This window comes from Kosakonia sp. MH5 (assembly GCF_009935945.1).
Taxonomy (GTDB): Bacteria; Pseudomonadota; Gammaproteobacteria; order Enterobacterales; family Enterobacteriaceae; genus Kosakonia; species Kosakonia radicincitans.
In genome coordinates this window covers 198,837-219,879 of record NZ_QODH01000005.1, presented here as the reverse complement: position 1 = coordinate 219,879, position 21,043 = coordinate 198,837, and the positions used below count along the sequence as shown (strand labels likewise).

At 54.7% G+C, this 21,043-nt stretch carries 22 protein-coding genes and 1 pseudogene; 10 read left to right on the top strand and 13 right to left on the bottom strand.

Going from position 1 to position 21,043, the window contains the following annotated elements; translation table 11 throughout:
• Positions 1 to 161: 161 nt before the first annotated feature.
• The 4 genes and pseudogenes from DK872_RS15530 to pth form a co-directional block, all read right to left on the bottom strand.
• Positions 162 to 1,094, bottom strand: a complete 933-nt coding sequence (locus tag DK872_RS15530) for a DMT family transporter (RefSeq protein WP_081850757.1) — start codon at positions 1,092 to 1,094, stop codon at positions 162 to 164.
• 300 nt (positions 1,095 to 1,394) lie between these two features.
• Positions 1,395 to 1,574, bottom strand: a pseudogene (locus tag DK872_RS27575) (hypothetical protein); the annotation flags it as partial.
• A 169-nt stretch (positions 1,575 to 1,743) separates the two neighbouring features.
• A complete protein-coding gene (gene ychF / locus DK872_RS15520; RefSeq protein ID WP_007371850.1) occupies positions 1,744 to 2,835 on the bottom strand; it encodes a redox-regulated ATPase YchF in 1,092 nt (363 codons plus the stop codon).
• A 126-nt stretch (positions 2,836 to 2,961) separates the two neighbouring features.
• Positions 2,962 to 3,546, bottom strand: a complete 585-nt coding sequence (gene pth, locus DK872_RS15515; RefSeq protein WP_107146698.1) for an aminoacyl-tRNA hydrolase — start codon at positions 3,544 to 3,546, stop codon at positions 2,962 to 2,964.
• A gap of 271 nt (positions 3,547 to 3,817) precedes the next feature.
• On the opposite strand from pth, the gene ychH reads away from it, so the two are divergent.
• The gene (gene ychH / locus DK872_RS15510; RefSeq protein ID WP_007371852.1) at positions 3,818 to 4,093 is read left to right on the top strand and encodes a stress-induced protein YchH; all 276 of its coding nucleotides are present in this window, start codon (positions 3,818 to 3,820) and stop codon (positions 4,091 to 4,093) included.
• Positions 4,094 to 4,206: 113 nt separating this feature from the next.
• Positions 4,207 to 5,262, top strand: coding sequence for a MerR family transcriptional regulator (locus DK872_RS15505; RefSeq protein WP_161518511.1), 1,056 nt, complete (start codon positions 4,207 to 4,209; stop codon positions 5,260 to 5,262).
• Here DK872_RS15505 and dauA read toward each other — a convergent pair.
• From dauA to lolB, 4 genes are all read right to left on the bottom strand, one after another.
• On the bottom strand, positions 5,248 to 6,927 hold the full coding sequence (gene dauA / locus DK872_RS15500) for a C4-dicarboxylic acid transporter DauA (protein ID WP_007371854.1): 1,680 nt from the start codon (positions 6,925 to 6,927) through the stop codon (positions 5,248 to 5,250). The two genes, DK872_RS15505 and dauA, sit on opposite strands and share 15 nt — an antisense overlap.
• Positions 6,928 to 7,035: 108 nt before the next feature.
• Positions 7,036 to 7,983 carry a ribose-phosphate diphosphokinase gene (gene prs, locus DK872_RS15495; protein WP_007371855.1) on the bottom strand — a complete coding sequence of 316 codons (948 nt, stop codon included), beginning with the start codon at positions 7,981 to 7,983 and terminating at the stop codon, positions 7,036 to 7,038.
• 123 nt (positions 7,984 to 8,106) lie between these two features.
• Positions 8,107 to 8,973 (bottom strand): 4-(cytidine 5'-diphospho)-2-C-methyl-D-erythritol kinase, encoded by an 867-nt coding sequence (gene ispE / locus DK872_RS15490; protein WP_007371856.1) that lies wholly within the window; start codon positions 8,971 to 8,973, stop codon positions 8,107 to 8,109.
• Positions 8,970 to 9,593 carry a lipoprotein insertase outer membrane protein LolB gene (gene lolB / locus DK872_RS15485; protein ID WP_007371857.1) on the bottom strand — a complete coding sequence of 208 codons (624 nt, stop codon included), beginning with the start codon at positions 9,591 to 9,593 and terminating at the stop codon, positions 8,970 to 8,972. The genes ispE and lolB overlap by 4 nt, the downstream gene beginning before the upstream one ends.
• 201 nt (positions 9,594 to 9,794) lie before the next feature.
• Between lolB and hemA the strand changes: the two genes are divergently transcribed.
• The 6 genes from hemA to kdsA are packed head-to-tail and all read left to right on the top strand — an operon-like array spanning position 9,795 to position 15,115.
• Entirely contained in the window at positions 9,795 to 11,051 is a 1,257-nt protein-coding gene (hemA, locus tag DK872_RS15480) for a glutamyl-tRNA reductase (protein ID WP_035889882.1), read from the top strand.
• Between the two features lie 42 nt (positions 11,052 to 11,093).
• Positions 11,094 to 12,176, top strand: a complete 1,083-nt coding sequence (gene prfA / locus DK872_RS15475) for a peptide chain release factor 1 (RefSeq protein WP_007371859.1) — start codon at positions 11,094 to 11,096, stop codon at positions 12,174 to 12,176.
• Positions 12,176 to 13,015, top strand: a complete 840-nt coding sequence (prmC, locus tag DK872_RS15470; protein ID WP_161518510.1) for a peptide chain release factor N(5)-glutamine methyltransferase — start codon at positions 12,176 to 12,178, stop codon at positions 13,013 to 13,015. The genes prfA and prmC overlap by 1 nt, the downstream gene beginning before the upstream one ends.
• Before the next feature lie 6 nt (positions 13,016 to 13,021).
• Positions 13,022 to 13,414 (top strand): invasion regulator SirB2, encoded by a 393-nt coding sequence (gene sirB2 / locus DK872_RS15465; protein WP_007371861.1) that lies wholly within the window; start codon positions 13,022 to 13,024, stop codon positions 13,412 to 13,414.
• Between the two features lie 3 nt (positions 13,415 to 13,417).
• Positions 13,418 to 14,227 (top strand): invasion regulator SirB1, encoded by an 810-nt coding sequence (sirB1, locus tag DK872_RS15460; protein ID WP_007371862.1) that lies wholly within the window; start codon positions 13,418 to 13,420, stop codon positions 14,225 to 14,227.
• Positions 14,228 to 14,263: 36 nt separating this feature from the next.
• Positions 14,264 to 15,115, top strand: coding sequence for a 3-deoxy-8-phosphooctulonate synthase (kdsA, locus tag DK872_RS15455; protein WP_007371863.1), 852 nt, complete (start codon positions 14,264 to 14,266; stop codon positions 15,113 to 15,115).
• 52 nt (positions 15,116 to 15,167) lie between these two features.
• On the opposite strand, the gene chaA is transcribed toward kdsA, so the two are convergent.
• Positions 15,168 to 16,268, bottom strand: coding sequence for a sodium-potassium/proton antiporter ChaA (gene chaA, locus DK872_RS15450; protein WP_161518509.1), 1,101 nt, complete (start codon positions 16,266 to 16,268; stop codon positions 15,168 to 15,170).
• A 275-nt stretch (positions 16,269 to 16,543) separates the two neighbouring features.
• On the opposite strand from chaA, the gene chaB reads away from it, so the two are divergent.
• Together chaB and DK872_RS15440 are read left to right on the top strand one after the other, a co-directional pair.
• Positions 16,544 to 16,774, top strand: coding sequence for a putative cation transport regulator ChaB (gene chaB / locus DK872_RS15445; RefSeq protein ID WP_043953447.1), 231 nt, complete (start codon positions 16,544 to 16,546; stop codon positions 16,772 to 16,774).
• 172 nt (positions 16,775 to 16,946) lie between these two features.
• Positions 16,947 to 17,645: a gamma-glutamylcyclotransferase gene (locus DK872_RS15440; RefSeq protein WP_007371866.1), complete on the top strand. Its 699-nt coding sequence runs from the start codon at positions 16,947 to 16,949 to the stop codon at positions 17,643 to 17,645.
• Between the two features lie 4 nt (positions 17,646 to 17,649).
• On the opposite strand, the gene DK872_RS15435 is transcribed toward DK872_RS15440, so the two are convergent.
• From DK872_RS15435 to DK872_RS15420, 4 genes are all read right to left on the bottom strand, one after another.
• Positions 17,650 to 17,895, bottom strand: a complete 246-nt coding sequence (locus tag DK872_RS15435; protein ID WP_007371867.1) for a DUF1883 domain-containing protein — start codon at positions 17,893 to 17,895, stop codon at positions 17,650 to 17,652.
• A 215-nt stretch (positions 17,896 to 18,110) separates the two neighbouring features.
• Positions 18,111 to 19,895, bottom strand: a complete 1,785-nt coding sequence (locus tag DK872_RS15430; protein WP_161518508.1) for a methyl-accepting chemotaxis protein — start codon at positions 19,893 to 19,895, stop codon at positions 18,111 to 18,113.
• A 107-nt stretch (positions 19,896 to 20,002) separates the two neighbouring features.
• A complete protein-coding gene (locus tag DK872_RS15425; RefSeq protein ID WP_007371869.1) occupies positions 20,003 to 20,356 on the bottom strand; it encodes a DsrE/DsrF/TusD sulfur relay family protein in 354 nt (117 codons plus the stop codon).
• Positions 20,357 to 20,456: 100 nt separating this feature from the next.
• Positions 20,457 to 21,008 (bottom strand): YbhB/YbcL family Raf kinase inhibitor-like protein, encoded by a 552-nt coding sequence (locus tag DK872_RS15420; protein ID WP_071920893.1) that lies wholly within the window; start codon positions 21,006 to 21,008, stop codon positions 20,457 to 20,459.
• Between the last annotated feature and the right edge of the window lie 35 nt (positions 21,009 to 21,043).

The window sequence follows — 21,043 nt, the reverse complement described above, 5'->3', positions numbered from 1 at the left end:
TCCGACAAACTTTTTATGACATCTGTAAGGGTGGGGCACTCCGGTCAGGCACTGATTTCAGCCCAGGCCTCTGCAGGATAGTGATCGCCGATTGTTCACACTGTCATAAAACATAGCCGGATGACTGACATAGCCAGTTCAGAATACAGGGCTGCAGGTTATTACGGTGCTGGCTTCCCGGCGACGCGATGCTGGACTGCAGACAGGAGCCGTCCATCCAGAATCATTAGTCCGGCAGCCAGAATACTCATCCCGATGAGCTTATCAGCAGTCAGGGATTCGCCCAGCAACGCAAAGCCAGCCAGCACAGCCGTGACGGGGATAAGAAAGGTCACCAGCATCAGGTTGGTTGCTCCGGCGCTCGCTAGCAGACGGAAAAAAATCAGATACGCCACGGCGGTGGAGAAAATTGCCAGACCTGCAAGAGCCATCCAGCAGATGGCGTCTGCGTGCAGTAATGTATTGATATTACCGTTCAGGAAAGCCACAGGTAACGTCAGCAACGCGGAGGCTGTCAGTTGTCCTGCTGCGGGTACCAGCGGTGACAGACCTGCCCGCATAAACCGCCGTCCCCAGAGGCTGGCAATGGCATAGCTGAGGGCGGCAGCCAGCACGGCAAGTTCTGCGGCCAGGCTGTGATCCTCACCGGCAAGATTTTCATGGCCCAGCATGTATGCAACGCCGCCAAAGCCGGTTAACAGGCCAACGCAACGACTCCAGGAAAGACGGTCATCTGATGTAAAACGGTGCGCCAGCAGTATGGTAAAAAGCGGCGTGGTGGCGTTAAGTATGGCTGCCGTGCCGCTGGCAATGTGTGACTGTCCCCAGGCGATAAGCAGGAACGGCAGAACATTATTAAGCAATCCCATAACCATGAAACTACCCCAGAGTTTTGCGCTGTGCTGCACAGGTGTCCGGGAGATTAACAACACGCTCCACAGTACGGCTGCTGCAAGCGTGACTCGTGCCGCCACCAGTGGCAACGGAGGGATATATCTCACCAGAATGCCGTTGAAGAAAAAAGAACCGCCCCAAAGCAATGAGAGCAGGAAAAGCAGACTCCAGTCGGAGTATTTCATGTGTTTTGCGTTCACAACAGCGTTGCTCCAGAGTGATCCCGTTGTCATACGGTATTAATAACTCTGGGATATTGGCAGTAAAAACGATTTATATTCAGCCCCTTTTTTAGAAAAACTCAACGATGCGGGACAATCTTCCTTCTCACAGGGTTCTGAGAGTGTTTGAATCCGTTGCCAGGTATCTCAATATGACCCGGACCGGAACCCCAACGGGGCCGTGAGTCTGCACATCAGAGACTTTGAGAGTCAGCCTGGCATTGTCTTTCTGGTAAATGGCTGTGGACTGGCTCTTTCCGCGGCTTGCTTCGATGCTTACTCGCATTTCTCTCGCGCTTCGGCGAGTTTTACTGCTGGATACTCATCTAATGCGAACTTGCTGGATTTGCCGTTGTGCTTCACTTCAGGGCCGGGGCCGTTGAAGTCATTAAGTCGATAGAGTTTTTCTTTCAACCCGGCAGTGTGTGTCAGTGAGCATGGCGAGTCCTTGTCAGCTATTGCATTCACTTAAAGTGAAGATGGAAACTGAGTGTTCTCATTTCTGTCTGCGTCGTGGCGAGATTATGTGTGAAGCCATGAAAAGAAAAAATCCACGCAGCTGCGTGGATTTTCGGGGGATTGTTGATGAACATGCGATGCGTGAGATCGCATGAGACAACAGAAACGATTAGACGTTGAACAGGAAGTTCATCACATCGCCATCTTTAACGATGTACTCTTTGCCTTCTGCACGCATTTTGCCGGCTTCTTTCGCGCCTTGCTCGCCTTTGTAAGCAATAAAGTCTTCATAAGCGATGGTTTGCGCGCGGATAAAGCCTTTTTCAAAGTCGGTGTGGATTTTACCGGCGGCCTGCGGAGCCGTTGCGCCAACCGGGATTGTCCAGGCGCGAACTTCTTTCACACCGGCGGTGAAGTAGGTTTGCAGGTTCAGCAGGGCATAACCTGCGCGGATCACGCGGTTCAGGCCCGGTTCTTCAAGACCCAGTTCGGCCATGAACTCATCACGCTCTTCGTCATCCAGCTCGGCGATATCCGATTCAACCGCGGCACAAACCGGCACAACTACAGAGCCTTCTTTTTCCGCGATGGCGCGAACCTGGTCCAGATACGGGTTGTTTTCGAAACCGTCTTCATTGACGTTAGCGATGTACATGGTTGGTTTCAGCGTCAGGAAGCTCAGATAACGAATGGCTTCTTTCTCTTCTTTGCTCAGATCCAGCGCGCGCAGCATACCGGCGTTTTCCAGCTGCGGCAGGCATTTCTCCAGCGCGGCCAGTTCAACTTTCGCATCTTTATCGCCGCCTTTTGCTTTCTTGGACACGCGATGAATCGCGCGCTCGCAGGTTTCCAGATCGGACAGCGCCAGTTCGGTATTGATAACGTCGATATCTTCCGCCGGGTCAACTTTACCGGCAACGTGGATGATATTGTCGTTTTCAAAGCAGCGTACAACGTGGCCGATGGCTTCGGTTTCGCGGATGTTGGTCAGGAACTGGTTGCCCAGGCCTTCACCTTTGGACGCGCCTTTTACCAGGCCGGCGATATCAACAAATTCCATCGTGGTCGGCAGAATGCGCTGAGGCTTAACGATTTCCGCGAGTTTGTCCAGACGCGGATCGGGCATCGGTACGACACCGGTGTTCGGCTCAATAGTACAGAAGGGGAAGTTTGCCGCTTCAATACCTGCTTTGGTGAGCGCGTTGAACAGGGTGGATTTACCTACGTTGGGCAGACCAACGATACCGCATTTGAATCCCATGATGTAATTACCTTAATCTCTTGATAATCAACCCGTTGAGTAAAACGGATTGTAGAAAAGTGAATAACTTTGCCTATTATACACGTAACCGATGTAACGCGCGGCAAAATTGCCGCTGCAGTGGGGCTACTGTGCCTTAAAGGCGTGCAGGCGGTTGGTGGCTTTGGTTAAACCGTCCTTCAGCCAGATCTCTGTACAACGTGCCGCTTCGTCAATGGCTTCATCGATCAGCTTCTGTTCAGAAACCGGCGGTTTGCCCAGTACAAAACCGACAACTTTGTTTTTATCCCCCGGATGACCGATACCTACGCGCAAACGGTGAAAATTGGGGTTATTCCCCAGTTTACTGATGATGTCTTTCAGGCCGTTATGGCCGCCGTGTCCACCGCCCAGTTTGAACTTCGCCACGCCAGGCGGCAGATCCAGCTCGTCATGCGCGACAAGGATTTCATCCGGATTGATGCGATAAAAAGTCGCCATCGCCGCCACCGCTTTGCCGCTCAGGTTCATAAAGGTGGTCGGCACCAGCAGACGTACATCTTCGCCCGCCAGATTAATGCGCGAGGTATAACCGAAAAATTTCGGTTCATCGCGCAGCGGAGCGCGCGCGCTCTCTGCCAGTAAATCGACATACCAGGCGCCCGCATTGTGGCGTGTCGCAGCGTATTCAGCGCCAGGGTTCGCCAGCCCGACAATCAGTTTAATCGTCACTTTTTATTCCTGACCAGGTCAATATCCGGCGCGTAGTTTACGTTGTGCGGGGCGCGATGACAAAATTCTCACGGTATCAGGTGGAAAATGATAATGATTGCTCACCTCAATCATTCGAAATTCAAGTAGTTCAATCGCTTATTTGTAAATTTCTGTTAGTCAAACATATGTAATTGTGATCGTGCCCGCAACCGCCAAAAAGAGCACTGTCTATACTTTATTCACAAGGATTGGGGTTTTCCCATCCAACCCGTCGTTCCGGAGGTGACATATGAAACGCAAAAACGCTTCGTTACTCGGTAATGTGCTCATGGGGTTGGGGTTGGTAGTGATGGTTGTCGGTGTTGGTTACTCTATTCTAAACCAACTTCCACAGCTTAACCTGCCGCAATTTTTTGCGCACGGCGCGGTACTCAGTATCTTCCTCGGAGCTGTTCTCTGGCTCGCAGGCGCCCGCGTAGGAGGCCATGAGCAGGTGTGCGATAAATACTGGTGGGTTCGCCACTATGACAAACGCTGCCGCCGTGACCGGCAACATCACAGCTAAAGATGAATTTTTCAATAACGGCTCCTGATCGAGCCGTTTTTTTTTGTGTTCTGCTTGACCCTCACGTAACGTCAGGCCCGAAAGTCCGGTCTGTGGAGAAGAAGGGGGAAGCCATGTTGATTCAGGTTGGAGAGTTGTCGCGGCGGGCGGGAATCAGCGTGCGCACGCTGCATCACTATGAACATATTGGTTTGCTGCTGCCTTCTGCCCGAAATGCCGCCGGTTATCGGCTCTATAACCTTGCTGATGTGAAACGCCTGCATATGATTCAGGCGCTGGCGAAATCAGGAATGGAACTGGCGGCAATTAATGATTATCTGGCGCAGGAGACGCGTCCGCTGGCGGAATTGCTGGATCAGCAAATTACAATGCTTGATAAACAAATGCGTGACATTGTCACATTACGTCATCAGCTCATAGCTTTGCGTGACGGTCTTGCCAGCGGTGCGGAGCCTGACCTGGAGTCATGGCTACAGACACTGGAGATGATGAAAATGTACGATCGTTGGTTTACCCCGCAAGAGCTACAGGAATTGCCGTTTGCCACGCCAGACGAGACGCGGGAGCAGGCCTGGGCCGAAATGGTGAGTGAAGCGCAGAAATTGTTGTCGGAAAATTGCCCGCCGGACGATACGCGTGCGATGAATCTGGCGACGCGCTGGATGAGCCGTCTTGAAGACGATACGGCGAATAAGCCGGAGTTTCTTACCCGCTTAAACGAGATGCACAGCGTCGAACCACAGATGCGCGAGCAAACCGGCATTACGCAAAGCATCGTCGATTTTATTACCCGCAGTTTCGCAGAAAGTAAACTCGCTATCTGGCAGCGTTATCTGTCGCCAGAAGAGATGGCCTTCACACGGGCCCACTATTTTGACCGCATGATGGAGTGGCCGCCGCTGGTGGCAAAACTGCATCTCGCCCAGCGACAATCACTGGATCCGCAGTCGGAAGAGGCGCAGGCGTTGGCGCAAAACTGGCTGGCGCTGTTCCAGTCTTACGCCGGAACGGATGCGCAGACGCAACAAAAGTTTCGCACTGCGATGCAGCAGGAACCACACCTGATGAAGGGGACATGGATGACGCCCGAAGTGCTGCAATGGCTACAACGGGCGATAGAGGTGATGATGCGGAATCGTTATTCCGCATCCGGTTCACAGATCGGCTAATGCCGCGTCGCGATTAGGGAAGAAAGACAGTCGGCCAGGGATGGGCTGCACACCGGCGCGCGCCAGCGTGCGTAACGGCTGAAACTCCAGATTGCTGACCCGCAGCTCGGTACCTTCCGGCAGGCGGGCAACAAAACGGCGGAAAGCATCCAGCCCGCCAGCATCGAGCACCGGCACGGCATCCCACTTCAGCACGACAATTCGCTTACCGGCGATGCGGGTTTCCAGATCGCTGAACACACCTTCCGCAGCGGCAAAGAACAGCGGGCCAATAACGCGCAGCACCAGCACGTCATCCGGCACGCTGACATTCACTGCCGCCAGGTGCGTCATCCGCGCAATGCGGCGCATAAACAGCAGCGAGGCCAGCACAATCCCGACGCTAATGGCGATAACCATATCGAACAGCACCGTCAGCGACATACACATCAACATCACCACAATGTCATCGGCGGGCGCGCGACGCAGCAGATCGATCACTTTGTGCGCTTCACTCATATTCCACGCCACCATTAACAGCAGCGCGGCCATCGCCGACAGCGGCAGCCAGGAGAGCAGAGGCGCCAGCGCCAGTAATGCCAGGATCACCAGCAGTGCGTGGATCACGGCCGAAATGGGCGAAGTGGCACCCGCGCGCACGTTGGCGGCAGAGCGGGCAATCGCTGCCGTCGCGGTGATACCGCCAAAGAACGGCGCGATAATATTCCCCATGCCCTGGCCAATCAGTTCGCTGTTGGCTTTGTGTTTGGTGCCGGTCATTCCGTCCAGCACCACCGCGCAGAGCAGCGATTCAATGGCGCCCAGCATGGCCATCGAAAACGCGGCGGGCAGCATCGCCTGGAGTGAGTTCCAACTGAGGGTGAAATTCGAACCCGGCAGATCCCACGGCAACACCAGTTGCGGCAGAAGCTGAGGGATACCGTTGCCCTGTGTGCCATCTGCCAGCGTGTACTGGAACTGGGAACCGATAGTAGCAACATGGCCGCCGAGCAGGTTCACTACCAGCATAACCGCACAGCCAGCCAGCAGCGCAGGCAAGTGGCCGGGCAAACGTAAGCGTAAGCGCGGCCAGAGAACCAGCGTTGCCAGTGTTGTCACACCGATTGCAGCATCACCAAAATTAATGGTGGGCAGCGCCATCACCAGTGCGCCAACTTTTTGCAGGTAATGTTCCGGGACATGCGTCATATGCAGCCCGAGAAAATCTTTAAGCTGCATTGTGGCGATGGTGATACCAATACCGGAGGTAAAACCGAGCGTCACGGAAAGCGGAATATATTCAATCAACCGGCCAAAACGCGCCAGCCCGAAGAGGATCAGGAACACCCCGGACATCAACGTGGCAACCAGCAGGCCCGCAAGGCCAAACTGTTGTGACACCGGGTAGAGGATCACCACAAACGCAGCGGTCGGGCCGGAAACGCTGTAGCGTGAACCACCGCTCAGGGCGATAACGATACCGGCAATCGCCGAGGTATACAGGCCATATTGTGGCGCGACACCGCTGCCAATCGCCAGCGCCATCGACAGGGGAATGGCGATAATCCCGACGGTGATACCGGCGATGAGATCGCGGGTAAAGCGAGCCATCGTGTATTTTTCTTTCCAGCACGCCTCAATTAACGCGCGGAAAGGCAGAACATGTGGAGTGAAAAATTTATTCACGATGTTATTTCATCCTGGAGGTGGAAATTAATAACGACTTAATAAATCATACAAATGACATTCAAAGATAAAAAAACCCGCCGCAGCGGGTTTTCTATTCAGCAGCGATTAATGTTCGAACATCGCAGAAATAGATTCTTCGTTGCTGATACGACGGATAGCTTCGGCCAGCATGCCAGACAGCGTCAGCGTACGTACGTTCGGCAGCGCTTTGATCTCTTCGCTCAGCGGAATGGTGTCGCAGACTACCACTTCGTCGATCACGGAGTTGCGCAGGTTATTCACCGCATTACCAGAGAAAATCGGGTGCGTCGCGTAAGCAAATACGCGTTTTGCGCCACGCTCTTTCAGCGCTTCTGCCGCTTTGCACAGCGTACCACCGGTATCGATCATATCGTCAACCAGTACGCAGTCGCGGTTAGCCACGTCACCGATGATGTGCATCACCTGAGAGACGTTAGCACGCGGACGGCGTTTGTCGATGATCGCCATATCGGTATCGTTCAGCAGTTTGGCGATAGCACGGGCGCGAACCACGCCGCCAATGTCCGGAGAAACCACGATAGGGTTGTCCAGGTTCAGTTGCAGCATATCTTCGAGCAGGATCGGGCTACCGAACACGTTATCAACCGGCACATCGAAGAAGCCCTGAATCTGTTCAGCATGCAGGTCAACGGTCAACACGCGGTCAACGCCAACGCTGGAAAGGAAATCAGCAACGACTTTTGCGGTAATTGGCACACGGGCAGAACGTACGCGACGGTCCTGGCGGGCGTAGCCGAAATAAGGAATGACCGCGGTGATACGGCCTGCGGAAGCACGACGCAGCGCATCAACCATGACAACCAGTTCCATCAGGTTGTCGTTTGTGGGAGCACAAGTGGACTGGATGATGAAAATATCACCACCGCGTACGTTTTCATTAATTTGTACGCTGACTTCGCCGTCGCTAAAGCGACCTACAGCGGCGTCGCCGAGAGAAGTGTACAGGCGGTTGGCAATACGTTGTGCTAGTTCCGGGGTAGCGTTACCAGCAAAAAGCTTCATATCAGGCACGAGAAGAACCTCAGGCATGCGTCCAGTGGTGGATAGAATACGCCAGAATGTGCGGTCAGGGCGAAATTCTATCCATGCGGTGTATTAAAGAGCGCGATGCAACGTCTGGAACATGTGACGTTGTCACCGGAGCTCAGCTTGCCCGGCGATGGTTTGTGCTAGCGGCGAGAGGTTGACGCCTCGCGCGACAAAACCGTGCAGCCATTCCGGGGCTTGCTCAAGCACCTGACGAGCGGCGGATTCGGTGTCAAATTCGGAAAAGACACAGGCTCCTGTGCCAGTCAGGCGCGACGGCGCGTATTCTAACAGCCAGGAAAGCGCGGCATCAACCTCGCGAAAACGTTTTCTTGCGATAACCTCGCAATCGTTGCCGAATTCACAATTTAGCAACGTTTCGATTGACCGCTTCGGTGTCGCTCTTGGTAACTCGGGATCTTTGAAAATGACCGGCGTGGGAATGCTGACGCCCGGATGCGCCACCAGATACCATTTCTCTGGTGGATTAACCGGCGTCAGGATCTCGCCAATTCCTTCAGCAAAGGCCGCATGCCCGCGCACAAATACCGGGACATCCGCACCCAGTTGCAGGCCAAGCGCTGCCAGCTCATCAACGCTCAGTTGGCAGCCCCATAAATGATTCAAGGCAACCAGCACGGTCGCGGCATTTGATGAACCGCCGCCAAGGCCGCCGCCCATTGGCAGACGCTTATCAATCGCAATATCGGCGCCGCTGCCCTCAGGATAACGCCCGGTTTCGCGGGCGCGTTTAATCAGCAAACGTGCAGCGCGCACGATCAGATTCTCTTCGTCAGGCACCCCGGCAACGGGGGTTAACAGACGGATTTCACCGTCGCTGCGCGGTTCGATGGTCAGCGTATCGCCATAATCGAGAAACTGAAAAAGCGTCTGTAAGGTGTGATAGCCGTCAGCTCGCTGGCCGGTAATGTATAAAAACAGGTTAAGTTTCGCCGGAGCGGGCCAGGTTGTCATTTTACAATCCAGTTATCCATCTTTAGCTTGATACGCTGGCTGCCGTCGCTCAGCTCCATATTTGCTGGCATTGCCGGCTGGGTTTTGCTGTCATATCCGCCATAAACGACTTTCCAGCTTTTACCGCCCTGGCTGTAGTTCAGCTCGCTCAGGCGATACTGATCGTCAAGTTTGTAATCGGTGGCATTACCCGGCAGACCGAGGATCCATTGGCGCAGGCTATTGAGCGGGATAGGCATGCCGGTCAGCTTGCCGATCATCTCTTCGGCATCGTCAGCGGTATAGCGCTGGCCTTTATTATCGACCAGTTGCACATTGCCCGGCTGTGCGTTCAGCTCCAGTTCGGTGCTGCCCAGCGGGTTGGTCAGCAGCAAACGGTAACGATCTTCGCCTGTCTGCTGCCAGAAGAAGCGGGCGTAGACTTTTTGCTGATCGGACAGGTAAGCGAAGGCACCGCGCGTCTGATACTGACTTAATGCGCGCACCTGCTGCTGATGCTGACGCCACTGCGGCGAATCCGGGCTTTGCCCCGGTCCTTTGGGCGCATTGAGCGTACAGGCGGTCAAAACGAGGCTGGCCAGCGGCAGCAGGCGAATAAAGCGGAAGTCCGACAGAGTCATAACGATGACAAATCCTTGAGAGAGGTTGCGGTGATTAGGCTTAATGCTAGCGCCGCACTGTAACAGCGTCTACGTTCAAGTTGTCTTAAATCATTAAAATACCAATTACTCCGAAAGGAGAGTCTCTCTTTTATTGACCGTGCGCATCCTGTATGATGCGTGCAGTCTAACCTTATCAACGTTGGTACTATTCCCGCGCTCATGACCCTTTTAGCTCTTGGCATCAACCACAAAACGGCACCCGTTTCGCTGCGAGAACGCATTGCATTTTCGCCGGATACGCTTGACCAGGCGCTGGAAAGCCTGCTCTCGCAGCCGATGGTGCAAGGTGGAGTGGTGCTTTCAACCTGTAACCGCACCGAGCTTTATTTGAGCGTCGAAGAGCGGGAAAACCTGCGTGAAGCGCTGGTTCGCTGGTTGTGTGATTACCATCACCTGAGCGAAGAGGAAGTGCGCCAGAGTCTTTACTGGCATCAGGATAATGACGCCGTCAGCCATTTAATGCGCGTAGCGAGCGGGCTGGATTCTCTGGTGCTTGGCGAGCCGCAAATTCTCGGCCAGGTGAAAAAAGCCTATGCCGATTCGCAGCGCGGGCACGGCAATGCCAGCGATCTGGAACGCATGTTCCAGAAATCCTTCTCCGTTGCTAAACGGGTGCGTACGGAAACCGATATAGGCGCCAGCGCCGTGTCGGTCGCCTTTGCCGCCTGTACGCTGGCGCGGCAGATCTTTGAATCCCTCTCGACGGTCACCGTATTGCTGGTTGGCGCGGGCGAAACCATTGAGCTGGTTGCCCGCCATCTGCGCGAACACAAAGTGCAGAAGATGATCATTGCTAACCGTACGCGTGAACGCGCGCAGGTGCTGGCGGAGGAAGTCGGTGCGGACGTTATCTCCCTGAGCGAAATCGACGAGCGTCTGAAAGACGCTGATATTGTTATCAGTTCTACCGCCAGCCCGTTGCCGATCATCGGTAAAGGGATGGTGGAACGTGCGATGAAAGCGCGACGCAACCAGCCGATGCTGCTGGTGGATATCGCCGTGCCGCGCGACGTTGAGCCGGAAGTGGGGAAAGTGGCCAACGCTTATCTCTACAGCGTCGACGATCTGCAAAGCATCATTCAGCATAATCTGGCGCAACGTAAAGCCGCTGCGGTGCAGGCGGAAACCATCGTCGCCCAGGAAACCAGCGAATTTATGTCATGGCTGCGCGCGCAAAGCGCCAGCGAGACTATCCGTGAATACCGCAGCCATTCCGAAGCCGTGCGCGATGAGCTGACCGCTAAAGCGCTGGCTGCGCTGGAGCAGGGCGGCGATCCGCAGGTTATCATGCAGGACCTCGCGTGGAAGCTGACTAACCGGCTGATCCACGCCCCAACCAAATCTCTTCAGCAGGCCGCCCGTGACGGGGATGATGAGCGCCTGCATACTTTGCGCAACAGCCTCGGGCTGGATTAGCACAACACCACTCTCTGATTATTAAAAGGTGCATTTACGCCTATGAAGCCTTCTATCGTTGCCAAACTGGAAGCCCTGCATGAACGCCATGAAGAAGTTCAGGCGCTGCTGGGTGATGCGCAAACTATTGCCGACCAGGATCGTTTCCGTGCGCTGTCGCGGGAATATGCGCAGCTAAGCGATGTGTCGCGCTGTTTTACTGACTGGCAAAAGGTTCAGGAAGATATTGAAACGGCACAGATGATGCTCGACGACCCGGAAATGCGTGAAATGGCGCAGGAAGAGTTGCGCGATGCGAAAGAGAAAAGTGAGCAACTGGAGCAGCATTTACAGGTTTTACTCTTGCCGAAAGATCCGGATGACGAACGCAATGCCTTCGTTGAAGTGCGCGCGGGTACGGGCGGTGACGAAGCAGCATTATTTGCCGGCGATCTGTTCCGCATGTACAGCCGCTACGCGGAAGCCCGCCGCTGGCGCGTGGAGATCATGAGCGCTAACGAAGGCGAACATGGCGGCTATAAAGAAGTGATCGCCAAAATCAGCGGCGAAGGCGTCTACGGGCGTCTTAAGTTTGAATCGGGCGGCCATCGCGTGCAGCGCGTCCCGGCGACCGAATCACAGGGGCGTATTCACACTTCGGCCTGTACTGTTGCCGTCATGCCGGAGCTGCCTGAAGCTGAGCTACCGGATATCAACCCGGCGGATCTGCGTATTGATACTTTCCGCTCCTCCGGGGCTGGCGGCCAGCACGTTAACACCACCGACTCGGCAATCCGTATTACCCACCTGCCGACGGGGATTGTGGTCGAATGCCAGGACGAACGTTCACAGCATAAAAACAAAGCCAAAGCGATGTCGGTGCTGGGCGCGCGTATCCACGCGGCAGAGATGGCGAAACGCCAGCAGGCGGAAGCATCAACCCGCCGCAATCTGCTGGGCAGCGGCGATCGCAGCGATCGCAACCGCACATACAATTTTCCGCAGGGGCGCGTTACCGATCACCGCATCAACTTGACGCTCTACCGTCTTGATGAGGTGATGGAAGGCAAGCTCGATATGCTGATCGAGCCGATTGTGCAGGAATACCAGGCCGATCAACTGGCGGCACTTTCCGAGCAGGAATAATGGACTATCAACAGTGGTTGCGTACGGCGATAAGCCAGTTGCAGACGAGCGAAAGCCCGCGCCGCGACGCTGAAATTCTGCTGGGGTTTGTAACCGGCAAAACGCGCACCTTCATTCTCGCTTTTGGTGAAACGGTGCTTACGGCGGAACAGCAGCAGCAACTGGATGCGCTGCTGGCACGACGTGCGCTTGGCGAACCGGTGGCGCATCTGGTCGGTGAGCGCGAATTCTGGTCGCTGCCGCTGTTTGTTTCTCCGGCGACGCTGATCCCGCGCCCGGACACGGAGTGCCTGGTTGAGCAGGCGTTAAACCGTCTTCCCGCTTCGCCGTGTCGCATTCTCGATCTGGGTACCGGCACCGGCGCGATCGCGCTGGCGCTGGCCAGCGAACGGCCGGATTGCCACGTTACTGCCGTCGATGTGGTTGCTGAAGCGGTAGCACTGGCGCAACGCAATGCGGAACACCTGGCGATTACCAATGTCGATATCCTGCAAAGTCGTTGGTTCAGTGCGCTTGCAGGGCAGCAGTTCGCCATGATTGTCAGCAATCCTCCCTATATTGACGAGCAGGATCCGCATCTCGCGCAGGGCGATGTCCGCTTTGAACCGCTGAGCGCGCTGGTGGCGGCCGATCATGGTCTCGCCGATTTACAGACCATCATTTGCGACGCGCGACGCTTTCTGCAGCCGGGTGGCTGGCTGCTGCTGGAACATGGCTGGCAGCAGGGCGCGGCGGTGCGTGCGCTGTTTTCACAATATGGCTGGCAGGAAGTGGAAACCTGCCGGGATTATGGCGGTAATGAGCGGCTGACGCTGGGAAAGCGGCCTTTACAGGAGTAATGCGCGATGCACGCCTTTAACATACTGATTACATTGCATTTGACCTGCGTTGCGTTGACCATTAGCCTGTTCGTTTTACGCTACTGGTGGCGCTGGGCGAACAACCCACGCGCGCAGGCCCGCTGGGTGCGGGTGGTGCCGCATGTGGTCGACAGCCTATTGCTGTTAAGCGGTGGCGGGTTGATGTGGGTAACGGGCTATTTACCTTTTACTGTTAAAGGCGCATGGCTGACTGAAAAGCTGTTTGGCGTTATCATCTACATCGTTTTGGGTTTTATCGCGCTTGGACGACATCGTCCGCGCAGCCAGCAAACGGGTTTTATCGCCTTTATGCTGGGGCTGGTGGTGCTGTACATCATCATTAAACTCGCCGCCACAAAAGTACCGATACTGGGGTAAGAAATGAGGTCGTTAGCTGATTTCGAATTTAACAACGCGCCATTATGCGACGGGATGATCCTTGTTTCAGAGCTGATTCGCGATGATTTTCCTTCATTGTACGTGCATGAAGAGCTGGAGCGTCTGCTGAGCCTGGCGCGAGAGGAAATAAGTCAGGCGAAGCCTCAGGACTGGCAGCTGGAAAAGCTCATTGAGTTGTTTTACGGCGAATGGGGTTTTAAAGACACGCGTGGAGTTTACCGTCTGTCTGATGCACTGTGGCTGGATAAAGTGCTGGAAAATCGTCAGGGAAGCGCCGTCTCTCTGGGGGCGATTTTATTGTGGGTCGCCGGGCGTCTCGACATTCCGCTGACGCCGGTCATTTTCCCGACGCAGCTGATCCTGCGTGCCGAGTGGCTGGACGGCGAAATGTGGCTCATTAACCCGTTTAATGGTGACACGCTGGACGAGCATACGCTCGAAGTCTGGCTGAAGGGCAATATCAGCCCGGTCGCTGAGCTGTTTAACGAAGATCTGGATGAAGCCGACAACGCTGAAGTGATCCGCAAGCTGCTGGATACCTTAAAGTCAGCGCTGATGGAAGAGCAACAGATGGAGCTGGCATTGCGCGCCAGTGAAGCGCTGTTACAGTTTAATCCGGAAGATCCCTATGAAATCCGTGACCGCGGGCTGATTTACGCCCAGCTTGATTGCGATCATGTGGCGCTGCACGACCTGAGTTACTTCGTCGAGCAGTGTCCGGAGGATCCGATTAGCGAGATGATCCGCGCGCAAATCAACACGATTTCGCACAAACAGATTACCCTGCATTAAAAGTAAGTTCCGATTCACACTTGATAAGGCGATTTTATGAAACAAAAAGTGGTCAGCATTGGCGACATTAACGTTGCGAACGACCTGCCGTTTGTGCTGTTTGGTGGTATGAACGTGCTGGAATCCCGCGATCTGGCGATGCGCATTTGCGAACACTACGTGACTGTGACCCAGAAACTGGGCATTCCGTATGTGTTCAAAGCCTCTTTTGATAAAGCCAACCGTTCTTCCATCAAGTCCTATCGCGGGCCGGGTCTGGAAGAGGGGATGAAAATTTTCCAGGAACTGAAACAGACCTTTGGCGTAAAAGTGATCACCGACGTGCATGAAGCTTCCCAGGCGCAGCCGGTGGCCGATGTGGTCGACGTGATTCAGCTTCCGGCATTCCTCGCCCGCCAGACCGACCTGGTGGAAGCGATGGCGAAAACCGGCGCGGTAATTAACGTGAAAAAACCGCAGTTCGTCAGCCCTGGCCAGATGGGCAATATCGTGGATAAATTCCATGAAGGCGGTAATGACAAAGTGATCCTCTGCGACCGCGGCGCCAACTTTGGTTATGACAACCTGGTTGTGGATATGCTCGGTTTCGGCGTGATGAAGAAAGTCTCCAATAACTCGCCGGTGATTTTTGACGTCACCCACGCACTGCAATGCCGCGACCCGTTTGGCGCGGCTTCCGGCGGCCGCCGTGCGCAGGTCACTGAACTGGCTCGCGCAGGGATGGCAACCGGACTGGCTGGCCTGTTTATTGAAGCGCACCCGGATCCGGACAACGCAAAATGCGATGGCCCGTCCGCGCTGCCGCTGGACAAACTCGAACCGTTCCTCAGGCAGATCAAAGCGATTGACGATCTGGTGAAAAGCTTCGACGAACTCGACACCGAGTAAAAAAACAAAACCCCGCAAATGCGGGGTTTTTTATCGGCCAGGTAAAAGGGCGTCAGGCAAATATCGTCATCAGGTAAGCCGCAAACAGCGCCATATGCGCCGCGCCGTTCAGCACATTAGTACGGCCGGTCGAGAAGGAGAGCTGGCACAGCAGCAGGGAGGACACCATCACAATCATCTCGGGCGCGCCAAGGCCAAAAACCAGGTGATTACCAGTGAGCCACGCAATCAGCGTAACGACCGGGACCGTCAGGGAAATGGTTGCCAGCACCGAACCAAAAAACAGATTCATGGCGCGCTGAACCTGATTATTCAGCACCGCTTTCAGCGCCCCAAGGCCTTCCGGCGACAGGATCAGCAGCGCCACCAGGAAACCGGTAAACGCGACGGGCGCATTCATCTCTGTCAGCAGTGCCTCCAGCGGTTTCGCGTTCATTTTGGTCACCGCGATCACTGCAATCAGATGCACGATCAGCCATACGGTATGCCACAAATTCCCGTGTGCAGACGGTTTGCCGTGATGCGGATCGTCGTCGTCGCTCTCGTCTTCATGCTCGTAAACAAACAGACTCTGGTGCGTTTTGGTCTGAATCAGCAAAAACACGCCGTACATCGCTGCCGAGATTAATGCCACCAGCAGCGACTGACCAATAGTGAAATTGGCCTCCGGCAGCGCCATCGGGAACACCAGCGCAATAACCGCCAGCGGGAACAGGGCGATGAGATACTGTTTGATGCCGAACAGATTCATATACTGGGTGGCGAATTTACGCCCGCCGAGCAGCAGAGAGAACCCTACCAGCCCGCCGGTAACAATCATGATGATAGAGTAAAGCGTGTCGCGCATCAGCGTTGGCGCCGCATCGCCTGTCGCCATCAGCGCGGAAATCAGGCTCACTTCGAGGATCACCACCGAGAGACTCAGAATCAGCGAACCATAGGGCTCGCCCAGGCGGTGTGCGAGTACGTCAGCATGGCGAACCACGCTAAAGGCGCTGGAAAGAATACCGACCAGCGCCAGAATATTGATGCCAATCACCACTGGCAATGACTGCGAACTTCCCCAGAAAAGCAGCACGGCCAGCGCCAGCACCGGGAAAATGAGGGATGTCTCCTTGTGGCGGGTTTTAACCGCTTCGTGCGTTGTTGTCATTATGATGCTCCGTCATAGTGCAGGTGTATGTGGATTATAGATAAAATTATCAGCGGCCTAAAATAGCAAAAAATCGCCAGTTTTAGTCGGGTTTTTACTTAGTTTTACTATCTCGATATCATTTTCATTCTAATGCCTGAAAAAATGATATCTCATAGAAATTATGTTTATCTAACAATGTGATGTGATTTTTTATTTGCAATAAATCATGGTGTGGTGGCGGTTGCGCGGATTATCAACCAGGCTTATTCATTTAGCCCAAAAGGAGCCAAAACATGCCCTATAAAGAGAAATCCGATCTTCCTGACAGCGTCCAGCATGTACTGCCTGCTCATGCGCAGGAAATTTATAAAGAGGCGTTTAATAGCGCCTGGGAGCAATACAAGGACAAAGCCGATCGGCGCGATGACGCCAGCCGCGAAGAGACTGCGCATCGCGTTGCCTGGTCAGCCGTTAAACAGGATTATGAAAAAGGCGATGACGATCGCTGGCACAAAAAGAAGTAACACAATGAAATAATTACACTTCGCCATTTATAGCCATATTCAATGTGTTGGTGCTATTGCAAGCGGCCTGCGAATTGCATATGGTGCGTAGTAAGCTGCGCTTAAAGCAGCATTTGTCGGGAAGACAGCAGTAGAGCAGTCGCAGGGAAGCAGGCAGTGGCGGAGGTAAAAGATGTTAACACGTGATTTCTTGCGAACAGCCGATTGTAAAACGGCGTTTGGCGACATTGAGGAGTCGCTGTTATGGTCAGCGGAACAACGGGCCGCATCGCTGGCAGCGACGCTCGCTTGTCGTCCGGATGAGGGGCCAGTGTGGATTTTCGGCTACGGTTCGCTGATGTGGAACCCGGCGCTGGAATTTGAAGAGTCATGCACCGGAACGCTGGTTGGCTGGCATCGCGCATTTTGCCTGCGTTTAACCGCAGGGCGCGGAACGGCCTGTCAGCCTGGCCGCATGCTGGCGCTGAAAGAGGGCGGCCGTACGACCGGTGTCGCTTACCGTCTGCCGCAGGAAACGCTTACGGAAGAACTGTCGCTGCTGTGGAAACGCGAAATGATCACCGGCTGCTATATGCCGAGCTGGTGCAAGCTGGCGCTGGACGATGGCCGTGTCATTAACGCGCTGGTGTTTATTATGGATCCACGCCATCCACTCTACGAATCCGATACCCGCACGCAAACTATCGCCCCGTTGATTGCCTCTGCCAGCGGCCCGCTTGGCACCAATGCGCAGTATCTTTTCTCGCTTGAACAGGAACTGATTAAACTCGGCATGCACGATGACTGCCTGAATGAGCTGGTGGGGAGAGTGCGTGGCTTGCTGGAGGGAGAAAAACCAGGCCCGGACCTGCAACCTGGTTTTGTCTGTTGAGCGATTACGCTGCAACGTAGCTGATTGAGTGCTCCAGCGACTGGCTGTGGCTATCGATCAGCACGTTCCAGATCCCGCTGTAAGGCACCGCCAGATAGGCGCTTGCGCGGTTCTGGACGCTTAAAATATCGGTCTCCGCGTTAGCCGCGCTGCTCTTCTCGCTCATCAGATGAATATGACAATTTGCTGAACAACGAACGACAATCGTATCCCCGCCAAATAATTTCAAACTTGCTTTTACCACCGCCATTTTCCAACCCCGTAGTTTTATAACAACGCTTTCCGCCACGAAAACTTCTCGCGCGTGATTCTGTTCACAATTCACTCAGTCAATAACACCAAAGTGAAGGATAACTAATGCTGATTTTGATCAAATAATGACGTAGCGATTAAACAAAAATTACATTATCTGGCGAGGGGGGATGTCGGCGCATAAAACCGTGGGTGAAATGCGCCGAAAGAAGATTAAATGCGGAAATGTCCGGCAGTTTCAGCAAGCTCCCCGGCTTGTGAGCGCAGCGCGCCTGCGGCGGAAGTGGACTGGATCACCAGTTCGGCGTTTTGCTGCACCATCCGGTCAAGATCGATAACCGCATGATTGATTTCCTGAATGCCCTTCATCTGCTCGCTGGTGGCGACGGTGATCTCACGCATGATCACCGACACACTGTCGATGCTGGAAACAATGTCGGTCATACTGTCGCCCGCCAGCCGAACAAAGCGTGAACCGGTGGCGACGCTTTCGGTGGTCGAATCAATCAGCGTTTTGATCTCCTTCGCCGCCTGCGCACTGCGGCTGGCCAGGTTGCGTACTTCACCGGCGACCACGGCAAACCCGCGTCCCTGTTCGCCTGCGCGTGCCGCTTCGACGGAGGCATTCAGCGCCAGAATATTCGTCTGGAAGGCGATACCGTCAATCACACTGGTGATGTCGCCGATTTTCGCAGAAGCAGTTTCAATGGATTGCATGGTGGTGATCGCCTGCGTCACTACCTGACCGCCGCGGGATGCCGCTGCAGATGCCGCATGTGCCTGCTGATTAGCCTGAGCGGCAGCATCGGTGGACTGGGCGACCGACGCGGTGATCTGCTCAACGGCGCTGGCCGTTTCTCGCAGACTGGAAGCCGCCTGTTCAGTCCTTCCTGAGAGATCCTGGTTACCCGCAGCAATCTCTTGCGCTGCTTGCTGCACGGATTGACTGGAATCACGCAGTTTAACCATCACCACCGACAATTTATCGCTGAAAGCGTTAAAGGCATGGGCGATTTGCGTCACTTCATCATGGCCATCCACCGGTAAACGCTGGGAAAGATCGTCGGTGCCGTTACTGATGGCATTCATCGCATCGCGAATCGTCAGCAGTCGTTTAAGCATGGTCGACACGATCCAGTGCATGACCCCACCGGCAACCAGTACCAGCACGACCAGCGACAGGGCGGACGCTTTGAGCTGTGCCTGCAAACCAGCCGTGGAATCTGCGCTGTCCAGCGCCACGGTCAGCAGCCAGTGGGTGCCTTTGACCGGGGTGGCTTGCAGTATCTTCTGTGCGCCAGCGTACTGGCCTTCGACGGTTTTCCCGGCGCGCAACTCGGCGAAACTCACCCCGCTGAGCGCTTCTGCAAAGGGTTTGAGCGTCAGTTTATCGCTGTTCGCGGCAATCACCGTGCCGTCGCTATCCAGCAGCAAACCGCTGCTGTTAGGCGATGGATTGATGCCGCGTACGTTAGCGACCACGCTGTCCATCGAAACATCACCGGCGACCACGCCTTTCAGCGTACCGTTCTCTTTCACCGGTACGGCAAATGTGACCACCAGTTTCCCGCTACCTGCATCGACATACGGTGCGGTCACTACCGGTGCATCCGCTTTCAGCACCTGCTGATACCACGGACGAATCGTCGGATCATAATCGGCGGGTACGCCGGTCGGATCGGAGAATTTCGCCGTTTTGCTGGCGTAACCGATATACACATTGGTGAAGCCACCGGCATGCGCCATCTGCGTAAAAATGGGCACCGGATCGTCAGTTAAGGCGACGCTTTGCAGCGAGTTGATGATCTCCATTTTACTGGCGACCCAGTCGGCAATGGCAATACTGTGGCTGACGCTGGTGCTGGAAAGGATATCCTGTTGAATTTCTTGATTATGCTGGCGAGTGACCTGATAGTTAATAACGGTGTTAAGAAGCAAAGCGATAGCGAGACATCCCGCCGTGGCCGCAATAATGCGGGATTTAATCGATCTAAACATAATTATCTTACCTGCTGTGTTGTCTTAAGTGGCTATCGGCAACACAACAGGCAAACTTGATGACGGAACGTCATTCATAAGAAAATTGTATTGAACTCGCGGAGGTATTAAAAAGTTAATACCTTATCCGCGGCCACCGTCCAGTGCGCCAGTTCCACCAACGTGCCGATTTCCACGCCATCTGCCAGCGGCAGGGCGGTGATACCGCGTCCATCGGTGCAGGTTTTGCATAATTTCACCACCACGCCCTGGGCGGTCAAAATTTCCAGCATCTGTTGCAGGTTATAACCTTCCGCCGGGTTTTGCCCGCGCAGACCAGCCGTAACCGCGTCGGACATTAAAAACACTTTCAACTGCTTCGCGCTTTCTTCTTCGCAGAGGGCGATTGCCAGCCGCAAACTACTGAACAGCGATTCGCTACCATAAGCCGCGCCGGTGGCGACAATGACGATCTTTTGCATTTTCACTCCTTCGATAACATTGTGCGGACGGGGCTTATGCTACTGCGCCGCCGTCCCCGGTGAAAGGACGACGGCGCAGAATCAGTGGTTTACCAGGAAATTATTGTCCGAAGCGGCCGATCAATCCGCTGGCGGCCAGCGCGTGTCCTTTGAGTTTATCTAACAGCGCCTCGCGGGTTAGCCCTTCCGGCAATGTTGGTGGCAGTGAAGTGGCAATCAGCGTGAAGGTGTAATGGTGCGCGCCGCTGCCAGGCGGTGGGCAGGGGCCATGCCAGCGCAGATTACCGGGGCTATTTTTCCCGCCGGTATAATGTTTGCCGTCGCGCAGATCGTTTGGCGCAAAACCGGTCGTTGACGGCGAAATATTGTAAGCCACCAGATGCGTCACCCCCAGCCCGTTCGCGCCTTCCGGATCGTGAACCAGCAGGGCAAAACTTTTTGTATTGGCTGGCGGGTTACTCCACACCAGTGCGGGGGACTGATTTTCACCGGTACAGTTGGGATTATTGCTGGCGTTACCGGCGAATTTTTTCTCCATCAACGCATTGTCGGCGAAAGCCGGGGATTGCAGGTTAAACAGTTCATTGGCGTCTACCTGTACGCCGTACAACAGCAGCGCGCTACAGAGCGCTCCGCGCAGTTTACAATTCATGGCGATTCTCTTTCAGCATTGGTGCATTAACTGTA